The 19,966-nt window shown below is 59.8% G+C and carries 20 protein-coding genes and 1 pseudogene; 13 read left to right on the top strand and 8 right to left on the bottom strand.

The window, feature by feature from the left end; genetic code table 11:
- From BFL40_RS10385 to BFL40_RS10375, 3 genes are all read right to left on the bottom strand, one after another.
- The coding region (locus tag BFL40_RS10385) for an IS256 family transposase (protein ID WP_071483370.1) at positions 1 to 1,204 on the bottom strand (1,204 nt) is incomplete at its 3' end.
- 185 nt (positions 1,205 to 1,389) lie between these two features.
- The gene (locus BFL40_RS10380) at positions 1,390 to 2,667 is read right to left on the bottom strand and encodes an ATP-binding protein (RefSeq protein ID WP_071483893.1); all 1,278 of its coding nucleotides are present in this window, start codon (positions 2,665 to 2,667) and stop codon (positions 1,390 to 1,392) included.
- On the bottom strand, positions 2,668 to 3,375 hold the full coding sequence (locus BFL40_RS10375) for a winged helix-turn-helix domain-containing protein (RefSeq protein WP_071483892.1): 708 nt from the start codon (positions 3,373 to 3,375) through the stop codon (positions 2,668 to 2,670). It lies immediately after the preceding gene.
- 157 nt (positions 3,376 to 3,532) lie between these two features.
- On the opposite strand from BFL40_RS10375, the gene BFL40_RS10370 reads away from it, so the two are divergent.
- Positions 3,533 to 4,732 (top strand): MFS transporter, encoded by a 1,200-nt coding sequence (locus BFL40_RS10370; RefSeq protein WP_071483891.1) that lies wholly within the window; start codon positions 3,533 to 3,535, stop codon positions 4,730 to 4,732.
- Here the strand turns inward: BFL40_RS10370 and BFL40_RS10365 are convergent.
- Positions 4,688 to 5,290 (bottom strand): MiaE family protein, encoded by a 603-nt coding sequence (locus tag BFL40_RS10365; RefSeq protein ID WP_071483890.1) that lies wholly within the window; start codon positions 5,288 to 5,290, stop codon positions 4,688 to 4,690. The two genes, BFL40_RS10370 and BFL40_RS10365, sit on opposite strands and share 45 nt — an antisense overlap.
- 158 nt (positions 5,291 to 5,448) lie before the next feature.
- Here BFL40_RS10365 and uspL point away from each other — a divergent pair, with 158 nt between their 5' ends.
- Positions 5,449 to 6,312, top strand: a complete 864-nt coding sequence (gene uspL / locus BFL40_RS10360) for a universal stress protein UspL (RefSeq protein ID WP_071483889.1) — start codon at positions 5,449 to 5,451, stop codon at positions 6,310 to 6,312.
- 70 nt (positions 6,313 to 6,382) lie between these two features.
- Here the strand turns inward: uspL and pdxR are convergent.
- Positions 6,383 to 7,778, bottom strand: a pseudogene (gene pdxR, locus BFL40_RS10355) (MocR-like pyridoxine biosynthesis transcription factor PdxR).
- A gap of 130 nt (positions 7,779 to 7,908) precedes the next feature.
- Between pdxR and BFL40_RS10350 the strand changes: the two are divergent.
- Genes BFL40_RS10350 through BFL40_RS10335 form a run of 4 tightly spaced genes read left to right on the top strand, consistent with a single transcriptional unit; the run spans position 7,909 to position 10,612 of the window.
- On the top strand, positions 7,909 to 8,385 hold the full coding sequence (locus BFL40_RS10350) for a carboxymuconolactone decarboxylase family protein (RefSeq protein WP_071483888.1): 477 nt from the start codon (positions 7,909 to 7,911) through the stop codon (positions 8,383 to 8,385).
- On the top strand, positions 8,378 to 8,818 hold the full coding sequence (locus BFL40_RS10345) for a GNAT family N-acetyltransferase (RefSeq protein ID WP_071483887.1): 441 nt from the start codon (positions 8,378 to 8,380) through the stop codon (positions 8,816 to 8,818). The genes BFL40_RS10350 and BFL40_RS10345 overlap by 8 nt, the downstream gene beginning before the upstream one ends.
- Positions 8,815 to 9,408, top strand: coding sequence for an FMN-dependent NADH-azoreductase (locus BFL40_RS10340; protein ID WP_071483886.1), 594 nt, complete (start codon positions 8,815 to 8,817; stop codon positions 9,406 to 9,408). The genes BFL40_RS10345 and BFL40_RS10340 overlap by 4 nt, the downstream gene beginning before the upstream one ends.
- 58 nt (positions 9,409 to 9,466) lie before the next feature.
- Positions 9,467 to 10,612 (top strand): MalY/PatB family protein, encoded by a 1,146-nt coding sequence (locus tag BFL40_RS10335; protein ID WP_071483885.1) that lies wholly within the window; start codon positions 9,467 to 9,469, stop codon positions 10,610 to 10,612.
- 92 nt (positions 10,613 to 10,704) lie between these two features.
- On the opposite strand, the gene BFL40_RS10330 is transcribed toward BFL40_RS10335, so the two are convergent.
- Positions 10,705 to 10,920 (bottom strand): TOBE domain-containing protein, encoded by a 216-nt coding sequence (locus tag BFL40_RS10330; RefSeq protein ID WP_003173733.1) that lies wholly within the window; start codon positions 10,918 to 10,920, stop codon positions 10,705 to 10,707.
- Between the two features lie 399 nt (positions 10,921 to 11,319).
- Between BFL40_RS10330 and BFL40_RS10325 the strand changes: the two genes are divergently transcribed.
- The 3 genes from BFL40_RS10325 to BFL40_RS10315 are packed head-to-tail and all read left to right on the top strand — an operon-like array spanning position 11,320 to position 13,851.
- The gene (locus BFL40_RS10325; protein ID WP_071483884.1) at positions 11,320 to 12,291 is read left to right on the top strand and encodes an aliphatic sulfonate ABC transporter substrate-binding protein; all 972 of its coding nucleotides are present in this window, start codon (positions 11,320 to 11,322) and stop codon (positions 12,289 to 12,291) included.
- A 10-nt stretch (positions 12,292 to 12,301) separates the two neighbouring features.
- Positions 12,302 to 13,135, top strand: coding sequence for an ABC transporter permease (locus BFL40_RS10320; RefSeq protein ID WP_071483883.1), 834 nt, complete (start codon positions 12,302 to 12,304; stop codon positions 13,133 to 13,135).
- A 2-nt stretch (positions 13,136 to 13,137) separates the two neighbouring features.
- On the top strand, positions 13,138 to 13,851 hold the full coding sequence (locus tag BFL40_RS10315; RefSeq protein WP_071483882.1) for an ABC transporter ATP-binding protein: 714 nt from the start codon (positions 13,138 to 13,140) through the stop codon (positions 13,849 to 13,851).
- Between the two features lie 12 nt (positions 13,852 to 13,863).
- Here BFL40_RS10315 and BFL40_RS10310 read toward each other — a convergent pair whose 3' ends face one another.
- A complete protein-coding gene (locus BFL40_RS10310) occupies positions 13,864 to 14,475 on the bottom strand; it encodes an LbetaH domain-containing protein (protein WP_071483881.1) in 612 nt (203 codons plus the stop codon).
- Positions 14,476 to 14,596: 121 nt separating this feature from the next.
- Between BFL40_RS10310 and BFL40_RS10305 the strand changes: the two genes are divergently transcribed.
- The 3 genes from BFL40_RS10305 (at position 14,597) to BFL40_RS10295 (ending at position 17,334) form a co-directional block, all read left to right on the top strand.
- Positions 14,597 to 15,556: a threo-3-hydroxy-L-aspartate ammonia-lyase gene (locus tag BFL40_RS10305; protein ID WP_071483880.1), complete on the top strand. Its 960-nt coding sequence runs from the start codon at positions 14,597 to 14,599 to the stop codon at positions 15,554 to 15,556.
- Between the two features lie 136 nt (positions 15,557 to 15,692).
- Positions 15,693 to 16,946, top strand: coding sequence for a dicarboxylate/amino acid:cation symporter (locus tag BFL40_RS10300; protein ID WP_071483879.1), 1,254 nt, complete (start codon positions 15,693 to 15,695; stop codon positions 16,944 to 16,946).
- 7 nt (positions 16,947 to 16,953) lie between these two features.
- A complete protein-coding gene (locus tag BFL40_RS10295) occupies positions 16,954 to 17,334 on the top strand; it encodes a RidA family protein (RefSeq protein WP_071483878.1) in 381 nt (126 codons plus the stop codon).
- On the opposite strand, the gene BFL40_RS10290 is transcribed toward BFL40_RS10295, so the two are convergent.
- Positions 17,322 to 17,948: a helix-turn-helix transcriptional regulator gene (locus tag BFL40_RS10290; protein WP_071483877.1), complete on the bottom strand. Its 627-nt coding sequence runs from the start codon at positions 17,946 to 17,948 to the stop codon at positions 17,322 to 17,324. The genes BFL40_RS10295 and BFL40_RS10290 overlap by 13 nt on opposite strands.
- A 283-nt stretch (positions 17,949 to 18,231) precedes the next feature.
- On the opposite strand from BFL40_RS10290, the gene BFL40_RS10285 reads away from it, so the two are divergent.
- On the top strand, positions 18,232 to 19,635 hold the full coding sequence (locus BFL40_RS10285; protein WP_071483876.1) for a sodium:solute symporter family protein: 1,404 nt from the start codon (positions 18,232 to 18,234) through the stop codon (positions 19,633 to 19,635).
- Positions 19,636 to 19,966: the final 331 nt, after the last annotated feature.

Below are 19,966 nucleotides of genomic sequence, written 5' to 3'. Positions count from 1 at the left end.
CATTCTTCCAATCATGAGCTGCGCTGCCCCAGTTCGCAGTGATATTGCGTAAGCCCAGCCAGATCAACTTTGTCGCTGCTTCGTCCGTCGGGAAGTGGCCTCGGGTCTTAATGATCTTTCGCAATTGAGCATTGATACTCTCGATGGCGTTCGTTGTGTAGATCACTTTTCGTATCGCCGGGGGAAACACGAAGAACGGAATGACGCGATCCCAAGCGCGCTTCCAAGCAGCTACCACCGTCGGATATTGCCTGCCCCAAGGCCCTGTTTCGAAGGCCAGAAGCGCTTGTTCGGCCGTGTCCGCGTTAAGCGCTTGATAGATCGGCTTCAGTGCTTTTGCCAGTTCGCGACGCTTATCCCACGGTGCGTACTCAAGGCTGTTACGGATCAGATGAACGATGCAGGTCTGCAATGTCGCGTCAGGAAACACTGCAGCCAGGGCTTCGGGCATGCCTTTCAGACCGTCAGTTACCGCAATCAAGACGTCCTCGACACCCCGGATCTTCAGGTCATTGAAGACTTTCATCCAGAACTTAGCGCCTTCGGTTGTCTCAATCCAAATGCCCAGAATATCTCGCGTGCCGTCTGGTAAAACACCCAGCGCCAAGTAGATAGCCTTGTTACGTACCAAACCTTCATCGCGAATTTTGACGCGTAAGGCATCGAAGAAAATCACTGGGTACATCGGCTCAAGCGGCCGTTGTTGCCAAGCGGTGACTTCCTCCAAAACGGCGTCGGTCACCGAGCTGATGAAGTTGTGCGAGACGTCTGTTCCGTACTGTTCCGACAGAAACGCACGGATCTCACGCACCGTCATGCCTCGGGCGTACATCGCAATGATTTTGTCGTCAAAGCCGGTAAAACGGCGTTCATGCTTGGGGATCAAGATCGGCGCAAAGCTTCCATCGCGATCTCGGGGAATATCCAGGCGAAGTGGGCCGTCATCGGTCAACACTGTCTTACCGCTTTTTCCGTTGCGCTGATTGCTCGACTCCTCAGGGCGCTCCGCGCCCTGAGGATAGCCAAGGTGATGACCCAGTTCGGCACCGAGGGCTCGTTCGATGAGCGCCTTTTTGAACGCCATCGAGGCGTCCTGAATGGCTTCGGCACTCATCGGGCCACTGACGAACTGGTCGATCAGCTCTTTTGGAATCGATGGAAGGTCGCGCTGGGCCTCACGGGCCGGTTTCTTTTTGGTCGGCATACATGCACCTCTTCAACATGTTATGCCCGAACACAAAATTTATGACAGTCCCCCCTAAAATCAAACACCGCGCTCCGTCTGACAGAACGCGGTGTTTTTATTGGGGCTGCTTCGCAACCCAACGCGGGGCAAGCCCGCTCGCCACACCAAGTCCGCTCGCCAGAGGAAGCCCGCTCACTACAGATTTATTCGGTATACGCCCACGTCATGCGAAACGACGCCCCGCCCCACTCCGAGTCCAGTACCTCCACCTGCCCGCCATGCCACTGGCTGACCCGCTGCACCAACGCAAGGCCCAGGCCGAAACCACCGGTGCGGCGGTCACGGCTGGCATCAAGACGCATAAACGGCTCGAAGATCTTTGCCCGACCCTCCAACGGTACGCCCGGGCCATCGTCATTGACCCGCACTTCGTAGCCGCTGCCGAACTTGACCAACGACACCTCCACACGACGCTCGGCATAGCGAATCGCATTGCGCAACAGATTGATCACCGCCCGCGCCATAAAACGCGGCTCGATCTGGATGAAATCCACCTCACAGGTGCGTAACGACAGTTGCACACCGGCCGCCTCGGCTTCCAGGGCCACACTGCCGATCACGCTATCAAGCCAACTGTGGGCCTCGATATTTTCCCGGGTAACCTGGGTCGCACCACGCTCCAGGCTGGCGTAGGTGAGTAGTTCGGAAACCATTTCTTCCAGCTCGCCGAGGTCGGCGTACATATCGGCGATCAGTTCGCGGCTCTGGCGCGGGTCGGCCTGTTGCTTGAGTTGGTCAAGTTCGAACGACAACCGTGCAATCGGTGTGCGCAGCTCGTGGGAGACGGCGTTGGTCAGTTCGCGCTGGTTGGCAATCAGGCTTTCGATACGCTCGGCCATCTGGTTGAAGTGCCCGGCCAGCTCACGCACCGTGGAGCGACGTGGCAGCAGGATGCGCGAAGCGAGGTCGTTGTCACCGAAACGTTGCGCGGCCAGGCGAATATGCTCCAGATCACGCCAGTGCGGGCGCACCCAAAAATACAACACGATCGCCAGGCTCACACCCAGGAAACCATACGCCCACAGGTACAACCATTTGGGCTCTTCCGGCAGTTTGATTTCCAGCAGTTGCGGGCCACCATCGATACTGGTGATGAACTCCATAAAGTCCCCGCGCACCACCAACTGGCCATTGGCGAGCAGCTTTTGTTCGCGCTCCTCCAGTGCCAGGGTATCGCGCTGCACCAGCTTCAGGCGCAAGCCGTAATGGGGTTGCAACTCGGCCAAACGAGCCTGGCGAGCCTCCCCTTGCAGCGATCGCAGTTGCTCCACCAAGCCATAGGCAGGGCCACGCAGGGCTTCGCGGTTATAGATTTCGTTGGCTTCGGGGAGTAACTCGTCAAAGGTGTAGTTGACCAGCCAGATCGCCCCCGCCAAACCAAGCGCCAAAATCACGTACAGGCGCAGAAACAGCCGCAGCATCTAAACCTCCCACGCAAACGGATTAAACAGATAGCCCTTGCCCCAGATAGTCTTGATGCACACCGGTTCCCGTGGGTTGTCGTTGAGCTTGCTGCGCAGCTTGCTGATGTAGACATCTACGCTGCGGTTAAGGCCGTCGAAAGCGATACCGCGCATGCGATTGAGGATGTCATCGCGGGAGAGGATTTTTCCTGAATTGCTGGCCAACAACCACAGCAACTCGAACTCCATGGTAGTGAGGTCGATTTTCTCACCGCCCAGGTTGACCACCCGGCAACTGCGATCAATCGACAACCTGCCGAACTCCACGGAGCCGCGCACCGTGGGCTCAGGCACTTGGCGGCGTTGCAAGGCACGCAAACGTGCCAGCAGCACCGGTGGCTTGATAGGTTTGATTACATAGTCGTCGGCACCGGACTCGAGGCCGAGGATGTGGTCAAGGTCGTCTTCCTTGGCGGTGAGGATCACAATGGGCGTGTCGGACACATTACGAATCTCGCGGCACACATGCAGGCCACTTTGGCCCGGCAACATCAGATCAAGCACGACGATCTTCGGCTTGAAGTCGAGAAACGCGGCCAAGGCTTCATCGCCCCGGTGCACTACCCGCACCTCGAAACCGTGTTGCGCCAGAAAATGCGCGATCAGCCCTGCCAGTTTTTCATCGTCCTCAACGAGCAGGACTTTGCCCAAACCCAGGTTTTCCATAAGTTCTCAGTGTGCATGCACGAATTGAAGTGTGAATATTATAGGTGGCAAGCTAGCCAACAGATGCAACTGGCCATTACGGCCCGACGAAGCTTCATGCTTTTAAGAGTTTTTAACAAATAGCCCGCAATCTTTAACGCCACTCACAGGGAGTTGTATGCGCAAGGATTACCTGGCGTTCTTTGTTTCGCTGTTCCTGTCGCGCCTGGCAGACCAGATTCTGTTGTTTATCGTGCCGTTGATCGTGTTCCAGACCACCCAGAGTGTCTCGTGGGCGGGGCTGGCGTTCTTTGTCGAATCACTGCCGCGCTACCTGGCCTTCCCGGTATGCGGTGCAGTGTGCGACAAGTTCTCGCCGGTGCGCATCCTGCATATCAGCCAGGTTTACCGGGCGCTGGCCTGTGTGGTGGCCGTGGCGCTGTACAGGGTGTTCGACGGTATCTATTGGATCGTCCTGCTTTCAGCGCTGTGCGGGGTGTTGACCACTCAGGGCATCATGGCCCGTGAAGTGCTGTTGCCGCATATTTTCAAGCAGTATACCTACGCCAAGACGCTCTCCTATTCACAGATCGCCGATCAGAGTGGCCTGGTACTCGGCCCACTGTTGGCGGCGTTGATGCTGGAAATCTGGGCCTGGCATTGGGTGCTGCTGGGGATTGCCGGGTTATTTGTGCTGGCGGACCTGGCGATGCGGTTTTGGCAGCGCACGAGTACCGTGAAGCTGGAAATCTTTGAGCAGCATCGGGATATCTGGTTACAACCGTTGCGCATCGCGTTCAGGCATATCCGCAACCTGGCGGAATTGAAGCGCATCATCACGTTGGCGGTGGGTGTGAACCTGATCATCGGCGTCACATTGGCCACGTCTGCCGCCATGGTCACGGGCCACTATGCGGCCGGCAAAGATGCTTATGCCTTACTGCAAGCGGCTGGCGCATTGGTGACCATTGGAATTCTGTTTTACCTGGCGCGCGCCGAATTATCGTTGAAAGTGCTGGGCGGGCTGTCGTATTCGGTGATTGCCGTGGGCGCATTGATCATGGCCATCAGTCCTGACCTGTGGGCTTACACCGTAGGTTTTTTACTGGTCACAGGTTTCGACAAGATGTTCAACGTGTACCTGCGCAGCACCCGCCAGCGGGTAATTCCGGCGCAGGACTTCGGCAAGACAGTCGGCGTGATCACCTTGCTCAACAACCTGTCCCAACCGTTGGCGGGCCTGCTGATCGCCGTGTTGGCTGCACCGCTGGGTACGCAAACAGTGATCCTGCTGTTGGCCGGGATCACTGCACTGCTCGGCGTGGCCGTCGCCTCAGGCTGGCACGCCACTGTGAAAGCGGAACTCGACGTCGGGTGATTCGATCAGTTCCTGCTCGGCCGCCCTCACCCGCTCGATCACCTGGGCGATGTCCTTGGCGTCACCATACTGGTATGCCAACTTCAGATACCCCTGGTAGTGCCGTGCTTCGCTTTTCAGCAAGCCGAAATAAAACTTGCCGAGTTCTTCGTCCAAATGCGGCACCAGCGCTTCGAAACGCTCGCAACTGCGTGCTTCGATAAACGCCCCGACCACCAGCGTGTCTACCAACTTGACCGGCTCATGGCTGCGCACCACTTTGCGCAAAGCCGAGGCATAACGGCCGGCATGCAGTTGGCGCAGCTCGACCTTGCGTTTTTTCATCAGGCGCATGACTTGCTCGTGATGCACCAGCTCTTCGCGGGCCAAGCGCGACATCATATTAATCAGGTCAACATGACCGTGGTACTTGGCGATCAGGCTCAGGGCGGTGCTGGCGGCTTTGAATTCGCAGTTCCTGTGGTCGATCAGCAGGGTTTCCTGATCGGCCAATGCGGCCTGGACCCAGGCGTCGGGGGTACGGCAGCCGAGGAATTCGTTGATTTCGGGCAGGTTCATCAGGCTCACGGGCAAAAGGATCACAAAAGGGTGCCGATTATACCGACCGCACCGCAGACCACCAGCCACCGGCCTTGATGTGCATCAACATGACGTCTGGCGGGCAGCAACTATAGTTGTTCCAAGCCCCCCTTCTTTGCGTTTCTGGAGATCCGTCCATGCAAGCCATCCGCAGCATCCTGGTGGTCATCGAGCCCGAGCATTCTGAAAGCCTGGCCCTCAAGCGCGCCAAGCTGATCGCCGGCGTCACCGGCGCCCATCTGCACTTGCTGGTCTGCGACAAGAAACACGAGCACTCGGCACTGCTGAGCTTGCTTAAGTCGGGCTTGCAAGAGGACGGTTATAGCGTGACCACCGAGCAGGCGTGGAATGACAACCTGCATGAAACCATCATCGACGTGCAGCAGGCCGAAGGGTGTGGGTTGGTGATCAAACAGCACTTTCCCGACAGCCCGCTGAAAAAGGCCCTGCTGACGCCTGCGGACTGGAAGCTGCTGCGCTATTGCCCTACGCCGGTATTGCTGGTCAAGACTGCCACCCCTTGGGCCGGCGGGGTGATCCTGGCGGCCATCGACGTGGGTAACAGCGACGGCGAACACCGCTCCCTGCACAACGCCATCATCGACCATGGCTTCGACATTGCCAGCCTGGCCAAGGCGCAGCTACATGTGATCAGCGCGCATCCGTCGCCGATGTTGTCGGCGGCAGACCCGACCTTCCAGCTCAAAGAAACCATCGAGGCGCGTTATCGCGAGCAATGCCAGGCGTTCCAGGCCGAGTTTGATGTCGATGACTCACACCTGCACATCATGGAAGGCCCAGCGGATGTGTTGATCCCCCATACCGTGCACAAGTTACAGGCGGCGGTGACCATCATCGGCACTGTGGCGCGCACAGGGATTTCCGGGGCGTTGATCGGGAATACCGCCGAAGTGGTACTGGATGCGGTGGAAAGCGATGTGCTGGTGCTCAAGCCACAGGAACTCATGGATCACTTGGAAGAATTGGCCACCAAGCCCTGACCCGGTCCAGGCGCCAATAAAAAAGATCAAATGTGGGACCTGGCAGGCCCGCGGGGTCCATATCCGTTGTTTAGGTAACGGATATGGACCCAGCCCCAACAATCGCCCTACGCAAAACCAACGCCAACTCCGCCGCCTGCTCAGCCGTAGCCACATTAGTAAACCCCATCAACACCCCCTGCTCGCCTCCCGGCTCGAGCGTCCACCCCGACAACGCCTGAACTGCCAAACCTGCCCCGTCAGCAGCCTCTGCCACCACGGCATCAGGCACCTCAACCAACAACCGAGCGAGCAAATTAATCCCCCCCGCTTGCTCATCAACCCGTAAAAACTCCCCGCAATGCACCCGTAAAGCCTCAACCAACAACCCACGTCGCAGCCCATACAACTGCCGCATTTTCTTCAAATGCCGCGTGAAATGCCCCTGCTCCAGAAAATCCGCCGCCGTGAGCTGCAACAACTGCGCACTGCGCTGCTGCAACGCCTGGGCACCCCGTTCAAACGCGCCGGATAACTGCGCTGGCACCACCAGATACCCCAACCGCAACCCCGGAAACAGCATCTTGCTGAAGCTCCCGGCATAAATCACCCGGTCATCCACATCCTGGCTCTTGAGCGCCGCCAACGGCTGGCCCTGATAGCGAAACTCACTGTCGTAATCATCCTCTACCACCCAACTGCCCTGCGCGCGCGCCCAGGCGAGCAACATTTGCCGCCGCGCCGGGCTCAGCGCCACACCCAATGGGCTCTGATGCGCTGGCGTCACGATGGCCAATCGCGCATTCACATCACGCTGCATGCCCTGCGCGACATCCAGCCCATCACGATCCACCGGCACCGGCACCACTTCAACACCTTGATGCATCAACAACTGCCGCGCATGCAGATACCCCGGGTCTTCAAACCAGCAGCGCTGCCCCGCCATCTCCAGCGCATCGCACAACAGCGTCAGGCACCCTGCATACCCCGAACACACAAATACCTGCTGCGGCGTACATTCCACACCCCGGTACAGTGCAAGGTAGTTGGCAATCGCCACGCGCAAAGCCTGGGCACCGCGTACGTCGCCCATCGCCAGGCTGTCGGCATCGGTCCGGCGCACCTGCTGGGTGACCAGCCGCGCCCACAACTTTCGCGGGAACGCATCCAGCGCCGGCAAGCCCATTTGCAATGGACGAGGCCCCGGCACAACCGGCGCGACGACCGGCAGCGGCTTGACTGAAACCTGCGGCGCAGAACCGGCAATCACCGTCCCCGCCTGCCCACGCGCCTCAAAAAAACCTTCGCTGACCAGCAACTGATACGCCGCCTCTACCGTCCCGCGTGCCACCTTGAGTTCCAACGCCAGGCTGCGCACGGACGGCACCCGGTCACCCGGTCACCCGGTCACCCGGGCCAAGCTGGCCCTGGTCAATGGCCAGGCGAAAGCGCCGGTAGATTTCCTGGTATTTGGGCAGAGATGGCATCGCAGGTGGGCTCGGCGGGAAGACAGTGCGAAGTCTGATCATGTCCCAACCCACTTGTCCAATCATGCCCCTGTTGACCAGCCTTCATGCCGCCGAAAATGGCGCATCTGCTCACACACAAGGATCGCCCATGCAACACCGTCTCGATTACGCCCAGGCCTCGCCTGCGGGTTACAAGGCCCTGGGCTCGGTGCACAGCTATATCCACGGCTGCGGCCTGGAAAAAGAGCTGATTGACCTGATATACCTGCGCGTCTCCCAGCTCAACGGCTGCGCCTATTGCCTGGACTCCCACTCCCGCGACCTGCTCAAGCAAGGTGTTAGCCTGGAAAAAATCATGCTGCTGGCCGCCTGGCGCGAGGGGTTGCCTCTGTATACGCCACGAGAACAAGCGGCTTTGGCCTGGGCTGAAGTGGTCACCGATGTGGCGAATACCGAAGTACCGGACGAAGATTACGCCGCCGTCGCAGCGATGTTCAGCGAGAAAGAAGTCGCCGACCTGACCCTGGCTATTTCGCTGATGAACGCCTTGAACCGTGTCGCCATCAGCTTTCGCAAGGTACCTGCGGCGATCAAGGCCCATCTGGAGAACCTCAACTATGAATGAACACGTCGAATTCGTGCCCATGGAAACCGAGGCCGATTGCGTCGCCAGCTTCGCGGTGATGCAGCAACTGCGCCCGCACCTGACCGACGCTGCCACCTTCGCCGAGCAGATCCAGCGCCAACGGGAAAACGGCTACCACCTGCTGGCTGCACGTGAACACGGCAAGGTGCTCGGCCTGGCCGGTTACCGGTTGACGGAGAACACCCTCTACGGCCGCTTCGTCTACGTCGATGACCTGGTGGTAGATGCATCCTTGCAACGTCGACGCCTGGGTGAGCAGTTGCTTGACCGAGTGCGCCAGGAAACCCGCGCGCGCGGCTATCGCTATCTGGTACTGGACACCGGCATGCACATGGCCTTGGCCCAGCGCTTCTATTTCCGCCAAGGCCTGCTGCCGCTGGGCATGCACTTTTCCCAGGATTTGAGCCAATGACCCGCGCCCTGTTGCTCAGTTTCAGTCCCCACGGCAAGGCCGCGCAGACTTTCAAGCTGGCCCGCGCGCTGCTCCGGGACCTGGTGCCGAACGCCCAGATCACCGAGCGCGACTACGGCGGCCAGGCGCTACCGCCGCTGACCCGCGAATACGCCAATGCACTGACCACCCCTGGCGGGTTGAGTGGCAGCGCCACGGCACTCTCCGAAGCATTGATTGGCGAACTGGAGGCCTGCGACCTGCTGATCCTCTGCACCCCGGTGCACAACTTCACCGTACCAGCTGCGCTTAAAGGCTGGATCGACCATGTAGTGCGCATTCAACGCAGCTTCACGGTCAATGCGCAATTTGAAAAAGTCGGCCTGCTCAATGACCGGCGCACCTTTGTGTTGGTCAGCTGCGGCAATGCGCGCAAAGGCCACGAGCCGGACTTTCTCACGCCCTATCTGACCGCCATCCTGTCTACGGTGGGCATCCACACGGTGGATTTCATCTACTTGGGCGCGATGGTGCGCGGTGAAGAAGCCGTCAATCGCGCAGTGGAACAGGCATACCGACAGCTGTCTGAGGCAATCAGCTCTGGCCTATAAAATTAATGGCGCTAGAATCGGCGCCATTCTTTGCCTGCCTTCCAGACACGAGCCCCCCATGAGCTTTGATTTCGACACGATCCACCCCCGCCTCGGCACCGGCAGCACCAAGTGGAACCGCTACCCGCAAGACGTTTTGCCGATGTGGATCGCCGACATGGATATCGCCGCGCCACCCGCCGTGCTGCAAGCCCTGCACGATCGACTCGGTCAGCAAGTCCTCGGCTACAGCGTGGCGGGCCCGGACGTGCGCGAAGCGATCGTCGCCGACCTGTGGGCCAAGTACGCCTGGCGCGTACAGCCTGAAGACTTGTTGTTCCTGCCCGGCGTCGAGCCCGGCTTCAATATGGCGCTGCACGCGTTTGTGCAGCCAGGCCAGCCGGTGGTATTGCAAACCCCCAACTACCGCCCGATTCGCCTGGCACCGGGTCACTGGAACCTGCCGCGCATCGAAGTGCCCTTCGAGTTGATCAACGGTGAATACCTCACACCGCTGCCAGCCATGCACCAGGCGCTGACCGGCGCCGGCGCGCTGCTGCTGAGCAACCCGCACAACCCCGTGGGCAAAGTCTTCCCCCGCGAAGAGCTGCTGGCTGTGGCCAACGCCTGCCTGGAACACGGCACGCTGATCATCAGCGATGAAATCCACGCCGAGCTGTGCTTCGACGGCCGCCGTCATATCCCTACCGCCAGCCTGAGCCCCGAGATCGCCCAGCGCACCATCACGCTGATGTCGGCGAGCAAGGCCTACAACGTGGCCGGTTTGAAGACCTGTTTTGCCGTGGTGCAAAACGCCGACATACGCGAGCGCTTCAATAACGCCCGCTGCGGCATGGTCGACAGCGTCAGCCCGCTGGGCCTGGAAGCCACCCGCGCCGCCTACAGCCAGTGCGGCGAATGGTTGGACGCGCTGGTGCAGTACCTGCAAGCCAACCGTGACTACCTGCTCAATGCCGTGCAAACCCGGTTACCCGGCGTGGTAATGCATGCACCTCAAGGCACCTACCTGGCATGGCTGGATTGCAGTGCGCTGGGCCTGGACGACCCGCAGCAATTTTTCCTGGAACAGGCCAAGGTCGGTTTGAGCGCGGGGATCGAGTTCGGTGATGACAGCCAGCAGTTCGTGCGCCTGAATTTCGGCTGCCCACGGGCGATGCTGGAAGAAGGGTTGCAACGCATGGAGCGCGCACTGCGCCAGCGTTAAATGAACAGGGTTGAGAGGCGCCAGCCGAAAGATGGCGGCGCGAAGATCAACTGAGGTGTCGAATGCCCCCGCCCGTGTGCGGGGGCACTCATTTACAGCTTGGCGATGGAGACTTCGGTCGACTTCACAAAGGCAATCACTTCGCTGCCTACCTTCAATTCCAAGTCACGCACCGAGCGGGTGGTGATGACCGAAGTCACGATGCCGGACGCGGTTTGCACGTCAATTTCGGACACCACTTCCCCCAGCAGAATTTCCTTGATCACGCCCTTGAACTGGTTGCGCACGTTGATCGCTTTGATGGTCATGTCGGCTTTCCTTTAGGCTGTTGGGTCAATCCGCACGAATGCGCAGGCCCTCAAAATGCGCTATCCGAGAGACCATTAAAAGGAATATATAACTCTTTATTTATTCCATAAAAACATATACAGCTGTTCACCTACCAACAGATGATCAACAGATTGCACAATTTCTCCACCCCCCCGTAGCAGCTGTCGAGCCCCAGCGAGGCTGCGTCGACGGTCTGTCAGGCACACCGCATACGCAACCTCGCCGAGGCTCGACAGCGGCTACGGCGAACATGACAGACCACAACCCGGCAGATGGCACAGAGACTGCATATTCCTATAAAGCATGATGGAACATGCCAACTCAATTTTCCGAATATAAGAAAAGCCTTCTCTCAACGCCTTGTCCGGAGCTGTTCCATGAAACCCTTCACCCAATGCTTACTGGGCGCCTGCGCCCTTGCCTTGTGCCTGCAACCGCTGGCCCATGCCGCCGAAACCGATCCCGCGCAAGTCAATCTGGATTACGCCTATTACTCACCCGTCAGCCTGGTGCTCAAGCATTTCGGCTGGCTGGAACAGGCCCTGCCGCAAACCAAAGTCGGTTGGGTACTGAGCCAAGGCAGCAACCGCTCCCTGGAATACCTCAACAGCGGTGGTGTCGACTTCGCCTCGTCCGCCAGCCTGTCGGCCGTGCTGAGCCGAGCCAATGGCAGCCCGATCAAATCGGTCTACGTCTACAGCCGTGCCGAGTGGACCGCACTGATCGTTCGCAAAGACTCGCCGTTCAAGAGCGTCACGGACCTGAAAGGCAAGAAAATCGCCGCCACCAAAGGCACAGACCCGTACCTGTTCACCCTGCGCAGCCTGCAAAAAGCCGGGCTGAAAAAAGACGACGTTGAACTGGTGCACTTGCAACACCCGGACGGCCGCACCGCCCTGGAAAAAGGTGATGTGGACGCCTGGGCCGGTCTCGACCCGCACATGGCCGCCAGTCAAATCCAGGCCGGTTCGCGCCTGCTGTACCGCAACAAGGATTTCAACAGCTACGGCGTGGTCAGCGTCACCGAGAAGTACGCCAAGGAGCATCCACAAACCATCACCAAGGTGCTCGGCGCCTATGAAAAAGCCCGTGACTGGGCCGTGAAACACCCGGATGAATTCGCCAAGTTGCTGGCCGATGAATCCGGCTTGCCGCTGGAAGTGGCCAAGCTGCAACTGTCGCGTACCGACTTGAGCAGCCCGCTGCTGACCGCCAAGGACGTGGAGTCGTCCAAGGCCGCCGCGCCGATTCTGGTGTCCGAGGAACTGGTACGCCGAGGGGTGAATGTGGACCAAGTGATCGACCAATTGATCGATACCTCGTTTGGCCAGTCACTGCCCAAGCAGTAAGGGGCGCGTGATGACCAGTAAAAGCCAAGCCTTGCCCGTCGAACTGCCGACGCCAACGGTCATCCATCGCAGTGCCTGGCCGCGGCGACTCAAGGGCTTGGTATTGCCGGTGCTGATCCTGTTGGTGCTGGAGGTGGTCGTGCGGATCGGCTGGCTGCCGTCCTACCAGATGCCGGCGCCCAGTGAGATCGCCGTCACCCTCACTGACCTCGCCGAAGGGGCCTTGTGGAAACACATCAGCGCCAGCCTGTTGCGGGTGCTGCTGGGTTTTGCGATTGGCGCCGGCCTGGCCTTGGTGTTCGCCGCCTGGGTTGGCCTTAGTCGCGAAGCCGAGGCCTACCTGGAACCGACCTTCGCCGGGCTGCGTTCGATCCCGAGCCTGGCCTGGGTGCCGCTGTTGCTGCTGTGGCTGGGCATCGATGAAACCTCCAAGATCGTGCTGATCGCGATTGGCGCGTTCTTCCCGGTGTACCTCAATGGCGTCGCAGCGATTCGCGACATCGACCGCAAGCTGGTGGAAGTCGGGCAAATGTACGGCTTCAGCCGTAGGCGCCTGGTGCGGCGAGTTCTATTGCCCGCCGCCCTGCCCGGCCTGTTTACCGGCTTGCGCAGTGGCTTGAGCCTGGCATGGATGTTCCTGGTAGCGGCCGAACTGATCGCGGCCACAAAGGGGCTGGGATACCTACTCAGTGATGGGCGGGAAACCTCGCGGCCGGACATCGTGTTGGCGGCGATTATCGTATTGGCACTGCTGGGCAAAATCAGTGATGGTTTGCTCGCAGCGCTGGAGAAGCGCTGCCTGGCGTGGCGTGACACGTTCAATGGCCAAGGCGCGGAGCAATAAACATGAGCCAATCTTTACTGGAAATTCGTGTGGCGCATAAAAGCTTCGCCAGCACCACGGTACTTAAAGATGTTCACCTGGCCCTGCAACCGAGGGAAGCCGTCAGCCTGCTAGGCCCCAGTGGCTGCGGTAAAAGCACATTGCTGCGGATTGTCGCGGGGCTGGAAAAGGACTTCCAGGGTGAGTTAAGCAGCCCGGAGGGCGAAGTCGCCTTTGTGTTCCAGGAGCCACGGCTGATGCCCTGGCTCACGGTGGAACAGAACATCGGTTTCAGCGATGACGACCACTACGACAAAGCCTGGGTCACACAGTTGATCGAGGAAGTCGGCCTCAAGGGTTTTGCCCAGGCGCTGCCCAAGGCGTTGTCCGGTGGAATGGCGCAACGCGTGGCCATCGCTCGCGGTCTGTATTCGCGGCCACAGGTGTTACTGTTGGATGAGCCGTTCAGCGCAGTGGATGCCTTTACCCGCATGAAGCTGCAGGACTTGCTGCTGCAACTGGCCGAGCACCATGCCATTGCGTTGTTGTTGGTGACTCATGATGTGGACGAGGCGCTGTACCTCAGCGACCGGGTGTTGGTGATGGACAACCGGCCGAGCAGTATTCGCCAGGAATTAGCGGTGGACCTGCCGCACCCAAGGGATCGACGTGACCCGTTGCTGGCGCAACTCAAGGTGCTGTCCTTGACCGAACTGCAGCGAGCGCATGTGATCTAGGCTAGCGCGCCCCTATACCTCAGCATCAAACACCTGCCCCCGCCCAACCACACTCCCAGTCACCAACACCGCCCCCGGCGCCAACACCGCATTCGCCCCGATCCGACACTGATCCCCAAGCAACGCGCCAAACTTATCGCAGCCCGTACGCAACAAGACCCCATCCACCCGCACCAACACCTCCTTGTCATCCCGCTCATTGCGGTAGTTGGCGACGATGCTCCCCGCCTCCAGGTTGATCCCGTGACCCAACACCGAATCCCCGACAAAGTTGAAGTGCGCCAGCTTACTGCCGCCGAACACAAACGAGGTTTTCAACTCGGCGCCAGGGCCAATGATGCAGTGCTCATCCAGCCAGCACCCACCCCGCAACAACGAACCACTGGCGATAAAACACTGCGCGCCAATAATCAACGGCCCCTTGAGCAACGCGCCTGGCTCGACGATAGCGGTGCGGTGGATGGCGACTTCATCCTGAATGACGTAATCGTCAACCGACAGATCTGCCAGCAAGCGGCGGACAACCGCTGGTGCCTGGGCAGCCAATGCCCAGGGCGTCAGGTCAGCCCAAGGAGCCAAAGGGGACTGGGAAAAGTGGGCGATATAGTCGGTGAGTCGAATCAACGTCGAACCTTCCAGATGTCAGAGAAGCTCGAAACGCTAACATGTCAGAGGGGATAAACGGAGCTTTACTATTTGTCTTAATATAGATATTTTATCCAGACAAATACACGAGGTCCGCCCCATGCAACCCTCCACCTACCAAGACGTCATCGCCGCCGCCCAACGCCTGGAAGGCTTCGCCCATCGCACGCCGGTGTTCACCTCCCGCACCCTGGATGCCGAGACCGGCGCCCAAGTCTTTATCAAGTGCGACAACCTGCAACGCACCGGCTCGTTCAAGTTTCGCGGCGCGTTCAATGCCCTGTCACGCTTTGACGAGCAACAGCGCAAAGCCGGAGTGGTGGCGTTTTCCTCTGGCAATCATGCCCAGGGGATTGCCTTGGCGGCGCGCCTGCTGAAGATACCCGCGACCATCGTCATGCCCACCGACGCACCGGCGGCCAAGGTTGCAGCGACCCGTGAATACGGCGCCAGTGTGGTGTTTTACGACCGTGTCACTGAAGACCGTGAGCTGATCGGCCGTACCTTGGCAGACGAACACGGTATGACCCTGATCCCGTCTTACGACCACCCCGACGTACTCGCCGGGCAAGGCACTGCCGCCAAGGAGCTATTTGAATTCACGGGGCCGCTGGATGCATTGTTCGTCGGCCTGGGTGGCGGCGGCATGCTCTCGGGCACCGCATTGTCGACGCGTGCGCTGTCGCCGGATTGCCAGTTGTTCGGCGTCGAGCCCGAGGCAGGTAATGACGGCCAGCGCTCGTTCCAGAGCGGCAGCATCGTACACATCGACACCCCGGCGACCATTGCCGACGGCGCGCAAACCCAGCACTTGGGCAACTACACCTTCCCGATTATCCGTGACCACGTGAACGACATTCTCACCGTCTGCGACGCGCAACTGGTGGACGGCATGCGCTTCTTCATGCAGCGCATGAAGATGGTCGTGGAGCCTACCGGCTGCCTGGGCCTCGCCGCGCTGCGCAACGCCAACGGCCAATTCAAGGGCCAGCGCGTTGGGATTATCGTCACCGGCGGCAACGTCGATATCCAGAAGTACGCGAGCCTGCTACAGGGCTGATCCGCGCCCGCACACACCTGAACCGCTGTCGCAAAGCGCTCGCCAGAAGCGCTGACGGCCTCGCTTTGCCTGCTCAAAACTGCCGCCGATAAAAAACGCCCGGGCCTGACCCGGGCATCAACAACAAGAGGTGCTTATGAAAAATCGTTACCTGGCCCGGGCCATCGTGATTGCGATCCTCCTGGGTGTACTCGTGGGGGCCGTGCTGCACGCCCACCTTGACGCCGCCACCGCCAAGGCGATCGCCGGTTACTTCAACCTGGTGACCGACGTGTTCCTGCGCTTGATCAAGATGGTGATCGCGCCGCTGGTGCTGGCCACACTGATCAGCGGTGTCGCCAGCATGGCTGACAGCGGTGCGATTGGCCGCGTAGGGCTCAAGGCGATGAGCTGGTTTTTGCTGGCATCGGTGGTGTCGCTGCTGATCGGGCTGGTGCTGGCCAATCTGTTCCAGCCCGGTGTGGGGCTTAATCTGAATACCGCTGCCGGTGGCGCGAGTGGTTTGAATACCGCCGGCTTCAACCTGTCGGGCTTTCTATCCCATGTGTTCCCGCGCAGCATCGTCGAGGCGATGGGCAATAACGAAGTGCTGCAGATTGTGGTGTTCTCGTTGTTCTTTGGTGCGGGCCTGGCGTTTGTCAAAGGCCGCGGTAAATCGACCATCCTGGACATGTTGGAAGAACTGACCCAGGTGATGTTCCGCATTACCGAATACGTAATGCTGGTCGCGCCGCTCGCTGTGTTTGCAGCGATTGCCGCCACCATCAGCCTCTACGGACTGGGCATGCTGGTGAGCTTCGGCAAGTTGATCGTGCAGTTCTACCTCGGCCTGGCGCTGCTTTGGCTGGTGATCGGCGGTGTGGGTTATCTAGCCCTCGGCGCACGCTTCAAGCGCCTGCTGCAACTGCTGCGCAGCCCAGTGCTGCTGGCGTTCTCCACGGCCAGCAGCGAGGCGGCCTACCCCAAGACCATTGCCGCCCTCGACAGCTTTGGCTCGCCCAAACGCGTGACCAGTTTTGTGTTGCCCCTGGGTTACTCGTTCAACCTGGACGGCTCGATGATGTACCAAGCGTTTATCGTGATGTTTATCGCCCAGGCCTATGGCATCGACATGAGCTTCGGCCACCAAGTGATGGTTCTGCTGACGCTGCTGGTGATCAGCAAAGGCACCGCCGGCGTGGCCCGTGGTTCGCTGGTGGTGCTCGCCGCCGGCTTGCCGATGGTGGGCTTGCCGGAGGCCGGTTTGCTGCTGATCCTGGCGGTGGACCCGATTCTCGATATGGGCCGCACCGCTACCAATGTGTTCGGCTGTGGCGTGGCCACGGCGGTGATTGGCAACACCACGCCGGACGAACAGCCCCAACCGGCTCCCCTTCCCGCCCTTGCTTGAGAACGTTATGAATATCCATCACACCCCAAATGCCTCGCCACCGGCCGGCCATTACTCCCAAGCCATCAGTCACAACGGCACGCTGTATATCTCTGGGCAATTACCGGTCAGCCCGGACGGGCGCCATAACCTGTCGGCGTCGTTTGCCGAGCAGGCCCAGGTGGCACTGAATAATCTGCTGGCGATTTTGAAGGCGGCGGGCGGCTCGCCCGAAGACCTGGTGAAGGTCACGGTCTACGTTGCAGGGGTCCAGCACTGGCCGGCGTTCGACCGCGTGTATGCCGCTGCGCTGGGCGAACATCGACCGGCACGGGCGGTGGTGCCGGTGCCGGAGTTGCATCACGGGTACCTGATCGAGATCGAAGCGGTTGCGCGTTACTTGGCGTAGGTGTAGACCGCCGCGCGCGATACGCCCAGATGCGATGCCACGGTTTCCATGGCCCGGCGAATATCCATGCAACCCGAGTCTTTAAGCTCCTGCATGAGCACCCGCCGGTCCGCCGCCTTGAGCGCGCGCGGCGTGGTGGCCAGGCGTGCGGCGAACTGGTCGATGCGTGCACGAATGGCGTCGGCACCGGTCGGGTCGAGAGACTCGTTGGGCTTGTCGCCACTGATCGAACCGAACTGCTCCAGCATGCCCTGCAAGCCGCGGAACAATGAAAGATCGACGTTCATGCACAAGGCCGCAACGTACTTGCCGCTGGAGTCCTTGATGCCGATCGAGGTGCTCTTGACCTGGCGCCCATCGCTGAACTGGTTCTGGTAGTTGGCGATGACTTGCGGGTACTCGGGGTCGGCAATCCGCGCCAGGCCAAGCTCAGTGGCCGGGTCGCCGGGTGCACGGCCCGAGAGGTTGTTATGGATGGCCAGGATCGCGTGCTGCGGGTCACGCAAATCATGCAGCACCACTTCGCAGAACGGGCTGAAGGTTTTGCTCAAGCCTTCGGCAATCTGCTCTAGCTGGGCGATCAGGGTGGTTTCTTCAAGAGAGGTCGTTTTCATGCAAGACAACATATCCAGTCCTGGACAGGGCGTCAATTTCAGCACTGTCCCTCATTGTGGAGCTTCAACCATGGACACCCCTGCCGCATTGATTGACACCACGAAGATGCAACGCAATTACAACGCACTGCTGGAAAATGGAGACACGCAGGTGTGGGAGCGGTTGCGGGGCTGGTAGCTGCATACCCACACAGTATCAAACCATACTTGCTTGATATTAGACGAAAGCAAAACCAAGGAAGGAAACTAGCGACAATTATAAAAATACCTAAAGAGTATCAAGATGCAGACCCACTCCTCCTGGATCGTCCTGTCCATCACCGGCCTGTACATGCTCAGCCTTGCGCTGATCAGCTACGGGGTACGTCGGCACTCGCGCAGTGCCACCAACTACACCACCGGCGGTGGGCATTTCCCGGCGTTCCTGATTGGCTTTCTGATGCTCTCGGAATTCATCGGCACGGCAGTGAGCATCGGCACTGCCCAGACCGGGTTCAAGGTCGGCCTCTCCGCCGCCTGGAATCTGTTCGCCCTGGCCCTTGGATTTGTGTTGTTCGCCTGGCTACTGGCGCGTAAATACAAGGAGCTGGGCGACAACACCATCTCCGGCGTGCTCTCGCGCAACTACGGCCAGCGCACGCGCTTTGCCACGTCCATCATCACCATCTTTGCCCTGGAGATCGTCGCCGTGTCGATCTACGCCAGCGGTGGTGCGGTATTGGCCAGCGTGATGCAGGTGGACCGCACTCTGGCCATCGTGATCGTCGGCGTAGTCTCGGTGGTGTACGTGAGCATCGGCGGCATGCGTTCAGTGATCTACACCAACTTCGTGCATGCGGCACTCAAATACCTGGGGGTTGGCCTGGCGCTGTGGTTCGGCCTCAAGCAGGTCGGCGGCATTGGCCAGTTGCAGGCGCAACTGCCCGCCAGCATGTTCAACTGGACCACCGTCGGCTGGGGCCAGATCATCGCGTGGATGATTGCCGGCATCGGTTCGATCTTTTCTACCCAATACGTGATCCAGGCGGTGAACACCGTCAGTCACGCCGGCAAGGCCCAGCGTGCGTGCTTCTATGTGGCGGTGCTGATGGTGCCGTTTGGCATCGCAGCAGCGTTGATCGGCATGTGCAGCGCCGTGTTATTTCCCCAGGTGGATTCGCTGCAAGCCTTCCCCAGCTTGATCGCCAGCATGGATCAATTGACCGCCGGGCTGGTCGTCGCCGGCTTGGCGGGCTCACTGTTCGGCACTATCTCGGCGGTGAGCATGGGCTGCGCGACGTTGCTGCTGCGGGATTTTTACGAGCCGTGGTTCAACCCGGAAAAAAGCGACGCCAAGAACCTGCGCTTTGTGCGCCTGGCGACCATTGCCGTTGGCCTGCTGCCTATCGCTTTAGCGCTGACGTCGGACAAAGTGCTGATGATCGCCTTCCTCGGCAAGGCCCTGCGTGCGTCGTTGGCGGTGCTGGTGCTGCTGGTGTTTTATGCGCCGCGGTTCGGCACTGCGACCGGGGCATTCTTGAGCATCATTGCGTCGTTGGTGGCGACGGTGGGTTGGTTCCTGGCGGGTAATCCGTGGGGGGTTGATAATGCGTATGTGGCGTTGTTTACGCCGTTGGTGATTATGGGGATCAGCCATGTCACTCGGCGCGAGACACCACGGCTGCAGCCGATTTCTCAGGTGCAGTAGATTCAGTGGGGGGTGGTTTTTGGGGCCGCTGAGTACATATCCGTTGTTTGGGTCACGGCTGAAATCGGTTCCGCCCTTACGGCGGGTCACTTTGCAAAAGCGGCAAAGTAACCAAAACGCTCTTGCCCCACCACTCGGCACCTCGCCTAGGCTCGGTGTGCCCGAACGAAGGCACGGCTGCGCGGGTCGCCGCGATGGGCCATCCCTGGCCCAGCGCGGCTAAACCGGCATCCTTGCCGGTTTACCCGCTCCACCGTGCCTACTTGCGGCCAGCGTGGTTTAACGGGGCGCCTAAGATCAAGATCAAAAGCAGAGCACGGCGGCCTGAAAG

It is taken from the genome of Pseudomonas costantinii, from assembly GCF_001870435.1.
Lineage (GTDB): Bacteria > Pseudomonadota > Gammaproteobacteria > Pseudomonadales > Pseudomonadaceae > Aquipseudomonas > Aquipseudomonas costantinii.
The sequence above is the reverse complement of the archived record's forward strand: the minus strand, read 5'-3'. Positions and strand labels throughout refer to the sequence as shown.

What these genes read in the sequence shown, in the direction of transcription:
- BFL40_RS10285 (WP_071483876.1), top strand. Translation starts at nt 18,232, where the DNA reads ATGCAGACCCACTCCTCCTGGATCGTCCTGTCCATCACCGGCCTGTAC.
- BFL40_RS10370 (WP_071483891.1), top strand. Translation starts at nt 3,533, where the DNA reads ATGCGCAAGGATTACCTGGCGTTCTTTGTTTCGCTGTTCCTGTCGCGC.
- BFL40_RS10375 (WP_071483892.1), bottom strand. Translation starts at nt 3,375, where the DNA reads ATGGAAAACCTGGGTTTGGGCAAAGTCCTGCTCGTTGAGGACGATGAA.
- BFL40_RS10320 (WP_071483883.1), top strand. Translation starts at nt 12,302, where the DNA reads ATGACCAGTAAAAGCCAAGCCTTGCCCGTCGAACTGCCGACGCCAACG.
- BFL40_RS10380 (WP_071483893.1), bottom strand. Translation starts at nt 2,667, where the DNA reads ATGCTGCGGCTGTTTCTGCGCCTGTACGTGATTTTGGCGCTTGGTTTG.
- BFL40_RS10335 (WP_071483885.1), top strand. Translation starts at nt 9,467, where the DNA reads ATGAGCTTTGATTTCGACACGATCCACCCCCGCCTCGGCACCGGCAGC.
- BFL40_RS10340 (WP_071483886.1), top strand. Translation starts at nt 8,815, where the DNA reads ATGACCCGCGCCCTGTTGCTCAGTTTCAGTCCCCACGGCAAGGCCGCG.
- BFL40_RS10345 (WP_071483887.1), top strand. Translation starts at nt 8,378, where the DNA reads ATGAATGAACACGTCGAATTCGTGCCCATGGAAACCGAGGCCGATTGC.
- BFL40_RS10305 (WP_071483880.1), top strand. Translation starts at nt 14,597, where the DNA reads ATGCAACCCTCCACCTACCAAGACGTCATCGCCGCCGCCCAACGCCTG.
- uspL (WP_071483889.1), top strand. Translation starts at nt 5,449, where the DNA reads ATGCAAGCCATCCGCAGCATCCTGGTGGTCATCGAGCCCGAGCATTCT.
- BFL40_RS10365 (WP_071483890.1), bottom strand. Translation starts at nt 5,290, where the DNA reads ATGAACCTGCCCGAAATCAACGAATTCCTCGGCTGCCGTACCCCCGAC.
- BFL40_RS10290 (WP_071483877.1), bottom strand. Translation starts at nt 17,948, where the DNA reads ATGAAAACGACCTCTCTTGAAGAAACCACCCTGATCGCCCAGCTAGAG.
- BFL40_RS10325 (WP_071483884.1), top strand. Translation starts at nt 11,320, where the DNA reads ATGAAACCCTTCACCCAATGCTTACTGGGCGCCTGCGCCCTTGCCTTG.
- BFL40_RS10295 (WP_071483878.1), top strand. Translation starts at nt 16,954, where the DNA reads ATGAATATCCATCACACCCCAAATGCCTCGCCACCGGCCGGCCATTAC.
- BFL40_RS10330 (WP_003173733.1), bottom strand. Translation starts at nt 10,920, where the DNA reads ATGACCATCAAAGCGATCAACGTGCGCAACCAGTTCAAGGGCGTGATC.
- BFL40_RS10315 (WP_071483882.1), top strand. Translation starts at nt 13,138, where the DNA reads ATGAGCCAATCTTTACTGGAAATTCGTGTGGCGCATAAAAGCTTCGCC.
- BFL40_RS10300 (WP_071483879.1), top strand. Translation starts at nt 15,693, where the DNA reads ATGAAAAATCGTTACCTGGCCCGGGCCATCGTGATTGCGATCCTCCTG.
- BFL40_RS10350 (WP_071483888.1), top strand. Translation starts at nt 7,909, where the DNA reads ATGCAACACCGTCTCGATTACGCCCAGGCCTCGCCTGCGGGTTACAAG.